Genomic DNA, 16,550 nt, shown 5'->3' with positions numbered 1-16,550 from the left:
TGTTCGTCCGACTGATTAAAAACAATAGCTACGGCGTAAAAGGCGGAGACGACGGATGGCGCATAATGGGATTGCAGTGCTTGTTGTGGAGGACGAGACGCTTATCCGCATGGATATCGCCATGTCGCTGACCGACGAGGGTTTCACCGTCTACGAAGCCGCCAATGCGGACGATGCGATCGTCCTGCTGAACACCCATTCCGATATCAGGCTTCTGTTCACCGATATCGACATGCCGGGCAGCATGGACGGCCTGAAACTCGCCGTCGCCGTGCGCGACCGCTGGCCCCCCGTCCAGATCATCGTGACCTCGGGCCACCGCAACCTTACCGATGACGCGCTGCCGGTCAAAGGCCGGTTCTTCAGCAAGCCCTATGACCATGCGCGCGTGGTCAGCACGATGCTGGAGATGGTGGGGGCGTAGGGCATCGGAGGTTTGGGATTTTTTATCGATGAGCCACATAAACGCGGATTCTGGCTCGTTTTTTCGTTGAATTTTCAAATCTTCCGACAAAAGCGTGCACTCATGCACGATAAGTCCGGATCTCAAAGCCAGCCGAACCCATCAGTATGGATGCTGTTTGATTGGAGCGGCCATTGGGACTATGATACGGGTATCCAGAGAGGTAACCGCTATGCTCAACCCTAAAGAGGATGGTCCGACCGTCGAAGAGACGCTGATCGACTTTTCCGAAGGACGCATCAGCCGGCAGCGCGCCATGCAACTGCTCGATGTCGACTACTCGGATCTATGGGATCTGCTGGCGCAGCGCCGCCTTTCCATTCCGGAAATCAGCGATGAAGAGGCTGAAGCCGCTGGACGGAAAATGTCCGACTTCCTGGGTGCCATGGGTGTATGACGAACGTCGTCATCGTCGTGCCGGACGCAGGCCCGCTGATCAGCCTGGCCAAAGCAGATCGGCTTGACTTGCTAACGGCTCTGGGTTTGCCCGTTTATGTGATGGATCAGGTCTACTGGGAGGCAACCCGCAACAGAGACAAACCTGACGCCATGCTCATCGCGGAATTTGTCGCCGAGAATTCTGACCTCATTCACATCGCCGAGACGGAGACAGGGGAAAACGCACGCTTTGCCCGCGAAGGCGGCCGCCTCGGAATGCGGCAATCCAGTTTGGGCGAAGCGGCCATCTCCGAATTCCTCACTGAATTCGAGGTGCGCTTTGAGGATACGGCTGCTCTCCTCATCTATGAAGATTCCGACTTCAAGAGGAAGCGGTTCGTCATTCCAGAAAACGTGCACGTCGTGTCGACGAAAAGCTTCCTCTATGGTCTTCAGGATAGGAAGCTTGTTGAAGATGCATCCGCTGTCTGGCAGGCGATCAAGGCTGCAGGACGCGAGCCATCCGAAGAAGAGGTCGATCAACCAGGTCAGGTTCAGTCATCGAAAACCAACTGGTAAGCACGGCGTGGCTATCGCGGAATATTCGGTGCCAATGGTCCTCTGGCCAGAGGTGTGCAACAAGCGATTGGCTGACCTGGATTTTATGAAAATGGCGCGCCGTCTCAGGCGATGATGAGAACTATGTCTACGCTATCGCCCTCTAATGCCCTCCACAGCTCTCCTTTGAGTCGATTGAGCGACAATACCCACTTTAGCGCACTTCAGATCCAAGGCTGCAAAAGCTGCGGGGTGAAAAAGCGGCCGTCGCAATGTTTCGCAAGTTCGCATAGCTCTAAGCTGGCGGCGTTTCGAGAGCGTCCAGAACATCCCGTCCCAGACTAAATCGTTCTCGATACCCAGGAAGGCACGTGCAACTGCGTGAACGCTCCAGGCCGATGAGCGCGATGACGTCGTCCGCCCTTTCCGATGGGATTCGCATACGACCGTCGCGAAGGGCGAGATACAGCGCTTCGACGGCAGGTTGATCGCCGAGGTCGGCGATGGCCGTCGGATGACAAAAGAGGTCTAACGACCAGCCAGGCGGTCGCGCTTTCATTAGGATGCCGGCGCGGGTACGCCCCTTTCGTTCATCAATAACCGGCAGGAGACATCGAGAGGCGGCGACCGCGATCGTCGCGGCCTCGCCGTCGTCCAGCGAAGGCGAGGTCGACGTGAGTTCGTGGAATATCTCGTATTCCACGTCGGTTATATTGGCGAGAGTCACGATTCCACCCGTCACGAGGCCGTGCAGAAAGCTGTGCTCGCCGTTACGGCGGCTCGTCTCGTGCTCCAGTTCTCCAGCCACAATCTCCGGCACGACGATATCGTTAGGGATGGCCGTGAGGATGCGCTCGCCATGCTTGCAAGCGTGAAGATTGATCAGAACACTCGTGTCGAGAACAAGCGGATCCGCGATATCAATCAGGGAGCTTGAGCAACTCATCCGTCTCTCTTTCCTCAAGCTCGATCTGGTCAATAATGCCGCGAAGCTCCACTCGGCCCACCTTTAATAGTTCCGCCAACTGTCCTTCAGACATCAGTTCACGCTTCCAGGCGGCATGCGCCATCAGGCTCATGCGGTGGGAAATGGGCCGGTCCGCGTCGCTCTTCGCTGGATCGCGGCGATCGGTCATTTCGCCGAGAACCTCCTGGACATGCTCATCGGTGATGCCGCCGTTGTTTTCGAACCAGGCCCAGGTGCCCTTCTTGGCAAGGCCTAATTCCTCGAGTCGGAGAGCGCACGCTTGGCGCGAGATATTATACTGTTGGGCGAGGAGAATGATCAGACGCCGGGTCGTTTTGCCGGTGATCTCCTTCAGTTGGCGGAAGCTTTCCGAGAAACTCTCGGCTGGCGTCACGAATGCACGGCCAAAAGCGTTAGCATAACGCTCATCGCGTGACAGGAATTTCTCATCGTCTTCAAGCACCTCCGGAGTCTGGCGGGTGCCATAGAAGTGGCCGAGTTCATGCGCCGCGGACTGGATGCGCCGCGGCAATGGATGGTTGGCATTGAGAAGAATGCACGCGCCGACGCTTTCATCGTAGGTGAAAAGACCGGCAACCTTCGAACCGGAAGAAAGCCGGCGCTGATACAACCGGATGCCGAGACCCAGGTCGATGACCGAGAAGATGTCAGCAATCGGTCCCGGACCAAGACCCAGCCAGTCGCGCAAATCCTTCGCATGCTTTTCGGCCAGGGCCACAACGTCGCCCTCGTTGATGCCGCGCTCCGGGGGATAATTTCGCCGCCGCTGGATGCCGAGGATGTTCTCCAGTTCAACGTCGGCTTTGATTAGGTCGTTGAACAACTGAACGGCTTCGTTGGTGTGTGCGTCCTCGGTTTCCCGCAATTTGCGGAAGCGGGGCATCAGATCGGTATGCACAGCTTCTCGGCGGAGGAGTGCGTTCACCGATACGCCGTAGTGGCGGGCGAGCATCTGGATTTCCTGAATGCGCACCCGGCGCACACCCTTCTCGATTGATACCAGCGTTGGGCGGGACATGCCGATGACTTGAGCCGCGTCATCCTGGCGGATTTCTGCATTCTCCCGTGCTATCCGTAGCCGACGTCCAATTTCCTGTGCGCTCAGCTCATTCAGATCGCCCATAGCGCCCTCCATCCATCCAGCTCTTCAAGAAGCTTTGTTCTCCTTGTGCGGACAGAAATGCCCGCCATTCCTCGGCATGCGTTACCAACATCGTCCTCAGTTTCTTCAGAGCTTCCTCGTAGCTTTCCCCTATTGCGGCCGCGATTTGCCAGGCGTGAACGCGAAGGTCGTCGTCAGGCAAGCCGCTCATGTCCGCGAGATGCTGCAGGTGGCGCACACCGACGCTTCCGTACTCGACCATGATGTCCCGATCAGCCTTCTGGGGTATGACCGACAGAGCATCGCCAGCGTCAGACGCGGCAAGGTCGGACACGACATACGTTCGAGGTGCCTCGTTGACGCCAGCGGCATGCATGCTGAGGCGTCTCAGCATGCAGGCAGCGCACAGGCCACACTGCTTCTTGCCACCTACATTGACGATCCGGCGGGTCTGCCAACAGGAATGGGTACTCGTCAGATGCCCTTCGGACTTTCCGGCTATGCCCAAAAATGCGCGTAGCGTCTGGCCTTTCGTAGACCACAGACGCGGCTGCTCAAACTGGACCCGGTAGCCCTGCAATGCCTTGATGAACCGCTCCATCTTCCGGAAGAACGTCGGATGGTTACGATAGTCGGCGTAGATGTTGTGCAGCGGAAGCAGCACGGGACCAAGCGCGCCCTGGCCGCTCTCCGGAACTACGATACGCGGCACGCTTGAGAGCTGCGCGGCAATCGCCGTCACCGCCGCAAACTGGAATCCGCGCGAGCGGAAGCTGCTTTCGTTGCCGCGGTACCCCTTAACCTTGAACGGAATTCGCGTGAAATAGCTGTCACCATTTTTCCGGCGCTGGCGATTGCCGGCGACGCGAATACAGAGCGCCTGTTCCTTGTCCCCGCTGAGAGCTGAGACGGCACGGGAATCCAAACCATCGCTATAGGCGACAGCGAAGGTTTTGGTCTTGCCGAAGTCCAGCGGCATCTGCCGCGAGCCGATAGGCGACAGGTTCTTCGCCTGAACGAAGGTAAATCGCCACGAGTCGCCGGTCAGATGGTTCAAGACGCTATGAAGGCTCTTCAGGACATCCGGCTTCTGCCAACTCTTGAAGTCGATAACTGGAAGGGTCACATCCAAGGTGCGGCGCCAGCCCAGCGGACGCTTCCAACGACGGTCAGCGAACTCGACGGCGGCACAGAGGACCAGCAAGTCGTAATGCAGCGGTTCGCACCCCTTCACGTCGAAGGTATCCAGAACCGCTGCGTCGAAACGAATGTGCCGGCCGACCTCTGCGGTCGCCGCGTCCTTCGGGACGGTGCGGCCCGGCTTCTGCCCCTTCTCGATAACGAACAGGCGCTTGTTTGGCATCGATGACTTGTTCGGATGGGTGCTCACTCCTCGGGCCCCGCGTCTACGCCGGCTTTCTTCTGAACTGCCTGACTGAAAGCGCGCTTGTTGCCCGTTGCTAAGGCGTCGCTGAGTTCACTGGACTTGATCGCAGCGAACGTCTCGCGGTTCCGCTCGATTCCCTTCCGGTACTCTTCTCGGCTCATATCGCCGAGTTCGCGGGCACGGATGCATTCTTCGTCGAGGCGGTTCTTGGTAATGCCGATCCACTCTTTTGCCGTGCTTTCGAGCGCCTCACCGAGGGCCTTGTCGGGAGACATTTGATCTTGGAGGTTGGCTATCAAATGCCGTTGTAGGGCGTCCGTCAAAGGCAACGGCGCATGATTGTCGAAAATCGTTTCGACCGTCGTGACAGGGTCCAGGTCCATTTGGGCACGCCCGGCGTGAGCTTTGAGTTCATCGAAAAGAGGACTGAATGCCTTCATGTCCACGTCACCAATCATGCTGTGGCACGCATGCATCGTGCGCTCTTCCGGGCTCGCGGCATCACTGACCAGTTCCTGGCCGTAGCGCTTCCAGCGGCTGGGCAGTTCCGCATTTCTGAATGGTCCATCAGTCATGATCGCCTCCCATGTCGGCAACATAGGCACGTAATCTGACAAAGTCAATATTTAATGGATATGTCCTGACATTTTGGACCAGTGGAATGCCATCGTCGCAGACCAACATCGCGATCCACCGACGGCTTTGGTCACGAATGAGCCAGCCATAAAGCGTATCGGACTTCTAGGAAGCCCGATCACGTTGCGGTACCGGACACCGTTGGCCAAAGAAAATAAGTCTGTGAATCCAATGGCCTGATAGCAGGCCGGGCCTGGAGGAACTTGCCCAGTGTCGATTATCACTGTAGTCCTGCATGAACGAAGGGCGATACGAATCGACAGGCGATGCACCCAGGAACGGCCGTCCGGCAAGATTGCGTTGAAAAGAACGGGTTGAGCGTAACCGACGCCGCCCGAATCCTCGGCGTCGATCGGCAAACCCTCAGCAATTTGCTGAATGCCCGGTCGGGAATCTCGCCCGAGATGGCCATCCGGCTGGAAAAGGCGTTCGGCACGCCAGCCCGCGAATGGCTGATCCGGCAGCTCGACTATGAGTTGGCCGAGGTCATGCACCGGGCCAACAAGATCAAGGTCGAGCCTTTCCGCGCCTCGGCTACGGAAAGCGGGGGGATGCATGAACGCCGTCGAGATTGAAGAGGCCATATCGGCGCTCGCAGAGCAGCCGTTCGACGCGGGGGAGTTTCCTTATCTCTTCCTGCAAGCCTTCGGGAACAAGGAAACGACTCTCAAGCGGCTGCGCAAGGGCGAGTCGAACAAGTCCGACCTTGGCGGCGTCCTTCAGACCAACAACATCCATATCGCCGTCGCCGCACCCGGCGAGGTGACGAACACCCTTGCTGCGCTGAAGGCCAGCCCGGCAACGACGCGGGCGAAGGCGAGATTCGTGCAGGCGACCGATGGCGACACGTTCGAGGCCGAGGACTTGGCATCGGGCGAGACGGTCGTCTGCGCCTTTGCCGACTTCCCCGACCATTTCGGCTTTTTCCTGCCGCTCGCCGGCATCACCACCGTGAAGCAGGTACGCGACAGTTCCTTCGATATCCGGGCGACCAGCCGCCTGAACCGCCTCTATGTCGAGCTTCTGAGGGACAATCCCGAATGGGGAACGGCCGAACGCCGGCCTGACATGAATCATTTCATGGCGCGGCTGATCTTCTGCTTCTTCGCGGAGGACACCGACATCTTCGGCGGCACGCGGCGCTTCACCACCACCGTCGAGCAAATGAGCGCCAAGGACTCGTCCAACACCCATGAGGTGATCGGCACGTTGTTCCGCGCCATGAATATGAAGAGCGCGGATCGCGTTGCGGCAGGGATTCCCCGCTGGGCCGACCAGTTCCCCTATGTGAACGGCGGGCTCTTCTCCGGCAGCATGGACGTGCCGCGCTTCAGCCGCATCGCGCGCTCCTACCTTCTCCACATCGGCAATCTCGACTGGACGAAGATCAATCCCGACATCTTCGGCTCGATGATTCAGGCCGTCGCGGAGGACGAGGAACGTGGCGCGCTCGGGATGCACTATACCAGCGTTCCGAACATCCTGAAGGTGCTCAATCCGCTGTTCCTCGACGACCTGCGCACGCGGCTGGCCGAGGCCGGGGACAATCCGCGCATGTTGCTGAACCTACGCAAGCGCATGTCGCGGATCAGGATCTTCGATCCGGCTTGCGGCTCCGGCAACTTCCTTGTCATCGCCTACAAGCAGATGCGGGCGATCGAAGCTGAGATCGACAAGCGCCGCGGCGAGGCCGACCGGCGCAGCGACATCCCGCTCACAAACTTTCGAGGGATCGAGCTGCGCGACTTCCCGGCCGAGATCGCACGCCTTGCACTCATTATCGCCGAGTATCAGTGCGACGTGCTCTATCGCGGCCAAAAGGAGGCCCTGCGAGACTTCCTGCCTCTGGACGCCGAGAACTGGATTACGTGCGGCAACGCCCTGCGGCTGGATTGGCTGAGTATCTGCCCGTCCACGGGGACCGGCGTGAAGCACCAGGCTGATGATCTGTTCCACACTCCGCTCGATCAGGCTCAGATCGACTTCGAGAATGAAGGAGGAGAGACGTATATCTGCGGAAATCCGCCATATCTCGGCTCGACATGGCAATCGGCCGAGCAGAAATACGACCTTCAGCAAATTTTCGATGGACGCACAAAGAGCTGGAAATCGCTCGATTATGTCGCTGGTTGGTTCATGAAAGCTGCTGATTACGGCACGCAGACTAATACCATTTCTGCTTTTGTGGCCACCAATTCAATTTGCCAAGGTCAGCAAGTGCCAATCCTCTGGCCGTTGATCTTGCAGACCGGCCATGAGATCGCGTTCGCACACACCTCATTCAAGTGGGCTAATCTGGCGAGCCATAATGCAGGTGTAACGGTTGCCATCATTGGCATCTCAAATCACGCAGGCAATTTGCGGCGGCTATTTTCGATCGGCGAGAACGGCACAACGATTGAGAAACAGACGGACAACATCAATGCGTACCTAGCGGCTGGTCGCAACATCATCGTGAGCAAAGAAAGCTCCCCTATTTCTACCATTCCAAAGATGATCTTCGGGAATAAGGTGGTGGACGGCGGACATCTGCGGATGAGCCGTGATGAAATAGGTGGACTTGGCCTTCCAGAAGAGAGCAAACGAAATATCATTCGACGGATTTACGGTTCGGCAGATTTTATTCGTGGAGAGAGTGTGTACTGCCTATGGATTGATGATAAAAATCTATCTGAAGCCATGAGCTACCCAACAGTCGCTGAACGGATAGAGGCGGTGAAAGCTCTTAGGCTCGCGAGCCCAGATAAGAGCGCCAACCAGATGGCCGATCGCGCTCATCAGTTTCGTGAGATGAGGCGAGCCCGAAACCATACTATCGTTCTTCCGAGAATTACGTCAGAGAATCGAGAATTTCTGCCTGTTGGGATTATCGACGCTAGCGGCGTGGTCAGCAGTCAAAGCTTTGCTCTATATGATGAACCAATTTGGCTGCTATCGATCATAGCATCACGTCTTCACGTAATGTGGATCGCGACGGTATGCGGGCGCACGCGAACCGATTTTGCATATTCCAACACCCTCGGCTGGAACACTTTCCCGGTCCCCGCGCTCACCGAGAAGAACATAGCCGACCTGACGCGTTGCGCCGAGGACATCCTGTTGGCGCGTGAAGCGCATTTCCCGGCGACGGTCGCCGATCTCTACAATCCCGACAATATGCCCGCCGACTTGCGGGAGGCCCACGAGCGCAACGACGAGGTGCTTGAGCGCATCTATATCGGCCGCCGGTTCCGCAACGATACCGAGCGGCTGGAAAAGCTGTTCGACCTCTACACCAAGATAACCGCCACCCCAGGCAAGGCCCTCAAGGCCAGGAAGGCGGCGTCGGCATGAGCAGCTATGTGTTGTTCCAAATGTGGGGACCGTTTCGGCAATCGTTGATCAAGGGGCATTTGTTCTATGTCGAGCAGGCGCGGAAGCGTTTGCTTTCGCAGTTCGACGAAATTGAGGTTGATGCCGACCAGGCAGCCGAGGAGTGGCTGGAGCAAAGTGGTCAGCACTTTGACCCGGACCGACATGACCCCGGCGACTTCTATGAAGCAGCCAACGACGTGGGCATCGAGTTCTATGGGCTCTTGAGCGGCATGCGAGAGCAAACCCGCTTGAGCGCCGTCGCTGGGATGTTCCACGAGTGGGACAAGCAGCTACGCGATTGGCTGGCACGTGAGATTCAGCATTGGCATCGTGGCGACAACGCCACCTTGAAGGTCTGGTCGGCTGACTTCGGCCAGATCGCCGACTTGCTAGAAAGCTTCGGCTGGAATGTCCGCAATGCAGACTACTTCCGCACGCTTGATGCGTGCCGCCTTGTGGTCAACGTCTACAAACACGGCGAGGGCAAATCTCTCGATGAGTTGAAAAGTAGTTTTCCTGAATATCTTGATGACCTGTTCAACGGCTCCGGCGGCGCTTTCTCAGACACAAAATATCGTGACCACACGCACCTCAAGGTGAGCGACGATCAATTTCAGGCGTTCTCGGACGCGATCTTGGCGTTCTGGCGGGACGTTCCAGAGAATGTCATCGATTCCCAAATGACTGACGTGCCGGATTGGTTTGGCAAGGCCATCATGAAGGACCGCGCCGATCCACAACAGGCGAGTAAGAAATGACCAATAGAGCCGATAAATCCGTCCCGTCTGTTTCAGTCTCTTACGGCCGCAACGGCAGCTCGACCAAGGCCAATGCCCTTGGCATGCGCCCGATGCAGGAACGCGCCTATGAGAAGCGGGGCGAGCAGTATCTTCTCATCAAGTCGCCGCCCGCTTCGGGCAAGAGCCGCGCGCTTATGTTCATCGCCCTCGACAAGCTTCACAATCAGGGGCTCAAGCAGGCGATCATCGTCGTGCCGGAAAAATCCATCGGCGCCAGCTTCAACGACGAACCGCTGACGAAATTCGGCTTCTGGGCCGACTGGACCGTCGCGCCGAAATGGAACCTTTGCAACGCGCCCGGATCGGACAATGGCGGCAAGGTCAATTCGGTCGAGGCGTTCCTGCAAAGCGACGACAAGGTGCTGGTCTGCACCCATGCCACCTTCCGCTTCGCCGTGGACAGGTTCGGGGTAGAAGCCTTCGACGATCGGCTGATCGCCGTTGACGAATTCCACCACGTTTCCGCCAACCCCGACAACAAGCTCGGCCTGCATCTCGGCCAGTTCATCGCCCGCGACCGCGTGCATATCGTTGCGATGACGGGTTCCTATTTCCGGGGCGATGCCGAAGCCGTGCTCGCCCCGCAGGACGAGTCGAAGTTCGATACCGTCACCTACACCTATTATGAGCAGCTCAATGGCTACGAATATCTGAAGCAGCTCGACATCGGCTATTTCTTCTATTCGGGTTCCTATGCCGACGACATCCTGAAGGTGCTCGACCCCGCCGAAAAAACGATAGTCCACATCCCCTCCGTCAATTCGCGCGAGAGCACGAAGGACAAGATCAGGGAGGTCGAGCACATCATCGAGGAGTTGGGCGAATGGCAGGGGGCAGACCTCGCCACCGGCTTCCAACTGGTTAAGACGCCCGAAGGCCGCGTCCTTCGGATTGCCGACCTGGTTGATGATGACGCCGCCAAGCGGGACCGGGTTTCCGCCGCGCTGAAGGACCCGGCACAGAAGAACAACCGCGACCATGTGGACATCATCATCGCGCTCGGCATGGCGAAGGAAGGCTTCGACTGGATTTGGTGCGAGCACGCGCTGACAGTCGGCTATCGGTCGAGCCTCACCGAGATCGTGCAGATTATCGGCCGCGCCACCCGCGACGCGCCGGGCAAGACCCGCTCCCGCTTCACCAACCTGATTGCCGAGCCGGACGCCTCCGAGGAAGCCGTCACCGAGGCGGTCAACGACACGCTGAAGGCCATCGCGGCAAGCCTGCTCATGGAGCAAGTGCTTGCGCCGCGCTTCGAGTTCAAGCCCAAGAACCCGCAGAGCGGACCGACGCCCGGCTTCGACTATGGCGAAGGCGGCTATGATCCCAATAAGACCAACGTCGGCTTCAACGAGGAGACGGGGCAGTTCCAGATCGAGATCAAAGGTCTTGTCGCGCCGAAGAGCGAGGAAGCGCAGCGCATCTGCCAGCAGGACTTGAACGAGGTCATCGCCGCCTTCGTGCAGGACAAGACGACGATCACGCGCGGCCTGTTTGATGGCGAGCACGCTGGTGGCGAGACCTTGGCAGAAGAGCTGACCCAGCTACGCATGGGCAAGATCATCAAGGACAAGTTTCCCGAGCTGGACGAAGAGGATCAGGAGGCCGTGCGCCAGCACGCCGTCGCCGCTCTGAACCTTGCGCAGAAGGCCAAGGAAGTCGCTTTGGGCGGAGCCGATGGCGACGGCGACAAGAGCCCGAACACGGCCTTCGTCGAGGGTGTCCGCAAGTTTGCAATGGACGTGCGCGAGCTGGACATCGACCTGATCGACCGTATCAACCCCTTCGGCGAAGCCTATGCCATCCTCGCGAAGACCATGAGCGAGGAGAGCCTAAAGCAGGTCGCGGCCGTGATCGGGGCCAAGCGTGCCACGCTGACGATCGAGGAGGCGCGCGAGCTTGCCAAGCGGGCTTTGAAGTTCAAGCAGGAGCGTGGCCGACTCCCCTCGATCACCTCGCCCGACGCCTGGGAAAAGCGCATGGCCGAAGGCGTGGCGTTCCTTCAACGCATGAAGACGGAGGCGGCGCGTGGCTAAGGGCTTCACCGACGAGGATGACGCGCTTCTCGAAGAGCTTGGCGTAGAAGTCGAGGCGAAGAAGGAATCCAGCCGGACACCGCGCGAAGAGCGCGTTATCGCCGGCTTCGAGGAGATTCAGCGTTTCGTCGAGCAGCACGGCCGGCCTCCGCAGCACGGTGAGCACCGCGACATCTTCGAGCGCCTATATGCGGTGCGCCTCGATCGGCTGCGCGAGCGGGCCGATTGCCGCGCCGTGATCGAACGCCTCGATCATCAAGGGCTTCTAGGTGCTACGGAGCCTGCCCCTGTCAGCGCGCCCGATGACCTCGACGATGACGAGCTTCTCGCGCAGCTTGGGGTGGTCGACGAGCCGAGCGACATCACGGAACTCCGGCATGTTCGGTCGGCTGCAGAGAAGCGGGCGGCCGAGGAAATCGCCAACCGCCAGCAATGCGAGGATTTCGACCAGTTCAAGCCGTTGTTCGAGCAGGTGCAGCGCGATCTTCAAAACGGCGTTCGCATGACACGGCGGTTTGTGAAGGACGCGGGTTTCCTGAAAGCGGAAATCAAGGCGGGACAGTTTTTTGTCCTTGGCGGACAAACCGCCTACGTCGCCGAGGTCGGAGAGCCGTTCAAGGCTCCGAATGGGGAAACGGATGCGCGACTCAGAGTCATCTATTCCAACGGAACCGAAAGCGATCTGCTTTTGCGATCGCTTCAGCGGGCGCTTTATAAGGACGAGGCCGGCAGGCGAATTAGTGATCCGGTAGCAGGTCCCTTGTTCGCCGACCAGAGCGAGGAAGGAGACGAGGCGAGCGGCATCGTCTATGTGCTGCGTAGCAAATCCGATCATCCAGCCGTTGCCGCGCATCGTGACGTGCTGCACAAGATCGGCGTGACCGGCGGTGACGTCGCGCGTCGCCTCGCCAACGCGAAGCTCGACCCGACCTTCCTTATGGCCGATGTCGAGGTCGTCGCGACCTACGAGCTATTCAACATCAATCGCACCCGGCTTGAGAACCTGATCCATCGGATCTTCGGCAAGGCCCGCCTTGACATCGAGATCAAGGATCGCTTCGGCATGCCGATCATCCCGCGAGAATGGTTCCTTGTGCCGCTTTTCGTGGTCGATGAAGCAATCGAGAAGATCAGGGACGGAACCATCACCGGCTATGCCTACGACCCGAAGACCGCCTCGCTCACGCGAACTGTCGGATAGGAGGCGCCTAGCCATCGACGGCTGGTGACGGGTGGAGAGGTCAACCGTGGTGATGACGGTTGGCACAGGAATCTTCGCCTTAGAAAGCAAATCTATGTGGATTTTCGGATATGGCTCACTGATGGAGGACGGATGGGAAAAGGAATTCGCATGCCTCCGTCGCGAAAGAGCCGCGCTTACTGGTTATGAACGCTCCTTCAGCAAGGCGTCGACGCTCAACTGGGGTTCTAAGGACGATCCTGCTCCCACCTTGCGCGTCGTTCCGCGTGAAGGTGCTGTATGCCGCGGCATCGCATTTGAGTTTGAGACATCAAGGGAAGATGCCGTCATTGCCTATCTCTCGAAGCGAGAGGGGCAAAGCTTTTGGCGACGGCAGGTAAAGCTCACATTGGATGCAGGCCAAGCAGTTCAGGGGTGCTGCTTTTTCTACGAGGGAAAGAATCTCATTCAAGCCACGAACGTCGAGGAAGTAGCTGCCATGGTACTACGGGCACGCGGCAGGGACGGAAGCGCTTTGGACTATCTTCGTAACACGAAGGATGCCGTCGATCGCATGGGTTTCCGCGACGAGGCTGTTGAAACCTTGTGGGCGGCAGTATTGCAGATGCAGAAATCCTGAAGTCGTTCGTTCATACGCGATTGATATTGTCCTCGTCGGGTGCGGCGGCCGAACTATTTTCAGCCCGAAAGGACCGGCATTCTGGCTACTGTTGTCCTAGATTCCGATACCATTTCCGCTCGGGCGGCGTCTTGGAGATGTCATCGTAACGGAAGCATTCGGCGAGATCGTCTACCGATTGGAGGACACCAAGCAGTACGTGGGCATTGATCGGTGTGCCGCCGCCTGTCTCATAGTGACTGACGTAGTTCGCGATAATCGCAGGGACATGCTGGTTGCGGAAATCTGTCTTCTGTTGCGCGCTCAGTACGATTCTGCCGGCGCCGTCGAAAAGGTCGATGGCCGATGAGATGGCGTCGAGGGCATTCCCGACAGTCTTGTTGTCGCTCCGGATCGCATAGTCGGGCGGCACCGGAATTTTCAGCTTAGAGATGATCTGCGACAGCTTGAACTCCAGGTACTGCCGTACGAACGGCTGGCCGATGTCCACCTGCCCGGCCTGAAGATGTGTCGTCGCGAGATTCTTGAGCCGGTTCGCATCGAGCTGGCTGGCGTACACGTTCCCCGTTGGGGCTGCGCCTTGCAGGCGCTGGTGGTGCCAACCCACCTGCTCGCTCGCCGTCTTGTCGAAATACTTCTCCAGCAGCGTGTCATGGCTGAGCACGATGAATTGCAGGCCGTCGGCTGCCGCTGAAGCCTGCAGCTTGGTGCGCAAGGCCTCCATCAAGGCGAACTGGTGGCCGCCGTCGAAGCTAGAGGTGATGTCGTCGAGCACCATGAAGCGGGCGGGACCGCTCTGCTTGACCGCCGCCGCGAAGAAGATCGAGCCGGCGATGGCGTTCCGGTAGCTCTCCGACAGGACGGCCCGTGCCGAGATGCCGGCCTCGCCGTAGAAGTTCTCCAGCTTCAGATCCACGTCTTCGCTGTCCGCCGACCGCTCCAGTTTGGGCCGCATATCCACGCCGCCCCGCACTAGACCCCGAAACAGGTTCTGATAGCTCGCCTCGATCGCGTTGATGCGCTGGGTCGCCAACCGGCTCTCCGCCTCGCCCACGGTCCTGGCGGCGGTGCCGATGAAGGTTTGCCACCGCTCTCGCCATTTCTTGTGCGTCCGCCAGGCGCTTGCTTCCTTTGCCGCTGTTTGATGCCCGAGGATGGCTTCACGAAAGCGGCTTCCGGCTTCGAGTTGCTGGGTCAGCGCAACTAGCGACGGCGGCAATTCGGCCTGAAGCTCCTGTTCCCGCTTTTGCACTGCCTCCAGGACGGACTTTCGCTCTTCTTCAAGCTGCTGCGCGTTATCGACCGCTTCCCGTAGGCGACCCTCGGTCAGGCGGCTTTCGATCGCCAACTGTCGGATGCTCGCCCGGTGCTTCTTGTTGTCCGGGACGGTGAGGGCGGCACAGCTTTCCAGCTTGTTGAGCCAATCCAGCCAGATGCTGGCAGTCACGGCCTGCTTGAATTCTTCGCCGAGTTGGTCTGCTTCACGGTAGCGCTCAAGCAGGCGCTCCATCCGCGTGGCAATGGGCTCTTCGATATGCGTGTCGCAGACGGGGCATTGGTGAGGATCGCTATAGTCCGCTTCCTCGACCACGCCCTTGGCGGCCCCGAAAAGGTCCTGCCGGCTCTTGCTGCCGGCGAGTGCTACCGCCGCGTCATGGCGGCGTGCCAGGTCGAGCAGCGCCCCGATATCGGCCGCCGCTTCCGGCGTGGACGCGCTCTTGGAAAGCTCCTCGATATTGCGCAGCACCTTCTGATATTCGGCCTTCGCCGGGCCACCCTCCGCCGCGACGATGGCGGCGCGAGCGGCTTCCATATCCACCGTCAGGATGTCTTTTCCGGCGAAGACAGGCGCGAGCGTCGGAATGGCGGCCAGTGCGGCCGTGACTTCCACGACCCGCTGCGCTTCCGCCGACAGGTCCTGGATTGCCGTTCCCGTCACAGCCTCATAAGCCGACAACGCCGCGGCCCGATGGTCCCGCACGAGCTTCTCGGCGGCCTCAAGCTTCGCCTTCAACGCGGCCATCTGGAAATCGGTGTTGAAAGCCCGAGTGTTGCTCGCCTGGTCGAACCGCTGGCGGAGGTGCGCGAAGCGGGTCAGTCCGATCAAGGAGGAGAAGGTGCGCCCCCGATCAAGGGGCGAATCGTCGATAAAGCGGGCGAACTTAGCGTAGTCGACGACCGTGAAATCTTCGGCCAACGCGGCGAGGAACGCTTCGGGGTCGGTATGTCCTGTCGGGCTTGTCACGGTGCGCTGGCCTGCGGCCGTGCGCTGGACGACGATTTCGATTGGTGCGGTGCCGTCGTCAGGTGTGAACTCCAAGGAGATGGAGCCGACTCCGCCCGTATGGAAGCGGTTCACATAGTATGTCTCTGGCCGCTCACTCCGCTGGAGCCCGTCGAGTTTGGGCAGCTTGTCAAAGATGGCGTAGCTGATGGCCTCGAACAGCGAGGTCTTGCCGATGCCGTTCTGGGCATAGATGGAATTGACCGCGTCTGGCTTGAAGCGAAGGGTGAGCGGATCTCCCTCGTTCTTGATGCCTCGAAACCCTTCGACGCCGAGCTTGGTCAGGTAGTAACGGGGCATCACTCGCCTCCTTGAGAGGCTATCTCCGCCTGCGCGGCGGCCTCCAAGGCTTCAAGGACCTTCTGATTGAAATCTCGCCGCGCGTTGTTGTCGCCGGTTTCCAGGATGGCGAGGTTATCGAAGAGGATTTTGGCGCACTCGGCATCAATTGTCTCAAGGTGAGCCTTCAGCCTACCGATGTTCGTCGACCAGTCCTCATCGAGTGAAAAGTCAAAACTGCCCGACATACTGATTCCCCCCAAGCGATCTCCCACAGCCACAATATACAACCGCTGCAATTTGCTCAATTGAAGTAGAAGAGCGGCGAGGCTCCATATCTCGACGGTGTTGCGACTTTTCTCAGTGATCCCAAGGGCTCGCACCGCCTCTCAGGGCTAAGGGCTCCGCCCTCGCGGCGGGCAAGAGCGGCCGGGCGGTATCCCCGACCTTCCGCGCGGATACGGC

General features: G+C 59.0%; 15 protein-coding genes. 9 read left to right on the top strand and 6 right to left on the bottom strand.

Features of this window, described 5'->3' with window-relative positions:
* The first annotated feature begins 55 nt into the window (after positions 1-55).
* The 3 genes from HGO38_RS06690 (at position 56) to HGO38_RS06680 (ending at position 1,420) form a co-directional block, all read left to right on the top strand.
* Complete coding sequence (locus HGO38_RS06690) at positions 56-424, top strand: response regulator (RefSeq protein ID WP_250955116.1); 369 nt, start codon at positions 56-58, stop codon at positions 422-424.
* Positions 425-635: 211 nt separating this feature from the next.
* Complete coding sequence (locus HGO38_RS06685; protein ID WP_250955115.1) at positions 636-860, top strand: hypothetical protein; 225 nt, start codon at positions 636-638, stop codon at positions 858-860.
* Complete coding sequence (locus tag HGO38_RS06680) at positions 857-1,420, top strand: PIN domain-containing protein (RefSeq protein WP_250955114.1); 564 nt, start codon at positions 857-859, stop codon at positions 1,418-1,420. Before HGO38_RS06685 ends, HGO38_RS06680 begins: the two co-directional genes overlap by 4 nt.
* Before the next feature lie 274 nt (positions 1,421-1,694).
* On the opposite strand, the gene HGO38_RS06675 is transcribed toward HGO38_RS06680, so the two are convergent.
* The 4 genes from HGO38_RS06675 to HGO38_RS06660 are packed head-to-tail and all read right to left on the bottom strand — an operon-like array spanning position 1,695 to position 5,451.
* Positions 1,695-2,345, bottom strand: a complete 651-nt coding sequence (locus HGO38_RS06675; protein WP_234625123.1) for a PIN domain-containing protein — start codon at positions 2,343-2,345, stop codon at positions 1,695-1,697.
* Positions 2,320-3,510, bottom strand: a complete 1,191-nt coding sequence (locus tag HGO38_RS06670; RefSeq protein WP_234625122.1) for an XRE family transcriptional regulator — start codon at positions 3,508-3,510, stop codon at positions 2,320-2,322. Before HGO38_RS06670 ends, HGO38_RS06675 begins: the two co-directional genes overlap by 26 nt.
* Entirely contained in the window at positions 3,494-4,879 is a 1,386-nt protein-coding gene (locus HGO38_RS06665) for a 7-cyano-7-deazaguanine synthase (RefSeq protein ID WP_234625121.1), read from the bottom strand. Before HGO38_RS06665 ends, HGO38_RS06670 begins: the two co-directional genes overlap by 17 nt.
* Complete coding sequence (locus tag HGO38_RS06660; protein ID WP_234625120.1) at positions 4,876-5,451, bottom strand: hypothetical protein; 576 nt, start codon at positions 5,449-5,451, stop codon at positions 4,876-4,878. Before HGO38_RS06660 ends, HGO38_RS06665 begins: the two co-directional genes overlap by 4 nt.
* Before the next feature lie 327 nt (positions 5,452-5,778).
* Here HGO38_RS06660 and HGO38_RS06655 point away from each other — a divergent pair, with 327 nt between their 5' ends.
* Genes HGO38_RS06655 through HGO38_RS06630 form a run of 6 tightly spaced genes read left to right on the top strand, consistent with a single transcriptional unit; the run spans position 5,779 to position 13,522 of the window.
* Positions 5,779-6,087: a HigA family addiction module antitoxin gene (locus HGO38_RS06655; RefSeq protein WP_267967340.1), complete on the top strand. Its 309-nt coding sequence runs from the start codon at positions 5,779-5,781 to the stop codon at positions 6,085-6,087.
* A complete protein-coding gene (locus HGO38_RS06650; RefSeq protein ID WP_234625118.1) occupies positions 6,068-8,845 on the top strand; it encodes a class I SAM-dependent DNA methyltransferase in 2,778 nt (925 codons plus the stop codon). The genes HGO38_RS06655 and HGO38_RS06650 overlap by 20 nt, the downstream gene beginning before the upstream one ends.
* Entirely contained in the window at positions 8,842-9,624 is a 783-nt protein-coding gene (locus HGO38_RS06645) for a hypothetical protein (protein WP_234625117.1), read from the top strand. The genes HGO38_RS06650 and HGO38_RS06645 overlap by 4 nt, the downstream gene beginning before the upstream one ends.
* Entirely contained in the window at positions 9,621-11,702 is a 2,082-nt protein-coding gene (locus tag HGO38_RS06640; protein WP_234625116.1) for a pseudomurein-binding repeat-containing protein, read from the top strand. Before HGO38_RS06645 ends, HGO38_RS06640 begins: the two co-directional genes overlap by 4 nt.
* Complete coding sequence (locus HGO38_RS06635) at positions 11,695-12,903, top strand: GIY-YIG nuclease family protein (protein ID WP_234625115.1); 1,209 nt, start codon at positions 11,695-11,697, stop codon at positions 12,901-12,903. Before HGO38_RS06640 ends, HGO38_RS06635 begins: the two co-directional genes overlap by 8 nt.
* Positions 12,904-12,955: 52 nt before the next feature.
* Entirely contained in the window at positions 12,956-13,522 is a 567-nt protein-coding gene (locus HGO38_RS06630) for a gamma-glutamylcyclotransferase (protein ID WP_234625127.1), read from the top strand.
* An 85-nt stretch (positions 13,523-13,607) separates the two neighbouring features.
* Here HGO38_RS06630 and HGO38_RS06625 read toward each other — a convergent pair whose 3' ends face one another.
* Together HGO38_RS06625 and HGO38_RS06620 are read right to left on the bottom strand one after the other, a co-directional pair.
* Positions 13,608-16,106 carry an ATP-binding protein gene (locus tag HGO38_RS06625; RefSeq protein WP_234625114.1) on the bottom strand — a complete coding sequence of 833 codons (2,499 nt, stop codon included), beginning with the start codon at positions 16,104-16,106 and terminating at the stop codon, positions 13,608-13,610.
* Positions 16,106-16,333 (bottom strand): hypothetical protein, encoded by a 228-nt coding sequence (locus HGO38_RS06620; RefSeq protein ID WP_234625113.1) that lies wholly within the window; start codon positions 16,331-16,333, stop codon positions 16,106-16,108. Before HGO38_RS06620 ends, HGO38_RS06625 begins: the two co-directional genes overlap by 1 nt.
* Positions 16,334-16,550 lie beyond the last annotated feature (217 nt).

The sequence above is a fragment of the Rhizobium sp. CG5 genome (assembly GCF_023701945.1).
Taxonomy (GTDB): domain Bacteria; phylum Pseudomonadota; class Alphaproteobacteria; order Rhizobiales; family Rhizobiaceae; genus Allorhizobium.
Note: the sequence above shows the minus strand (reverse complement) of the source record. Positions and strands in the feature narration are given on the sequence as shown.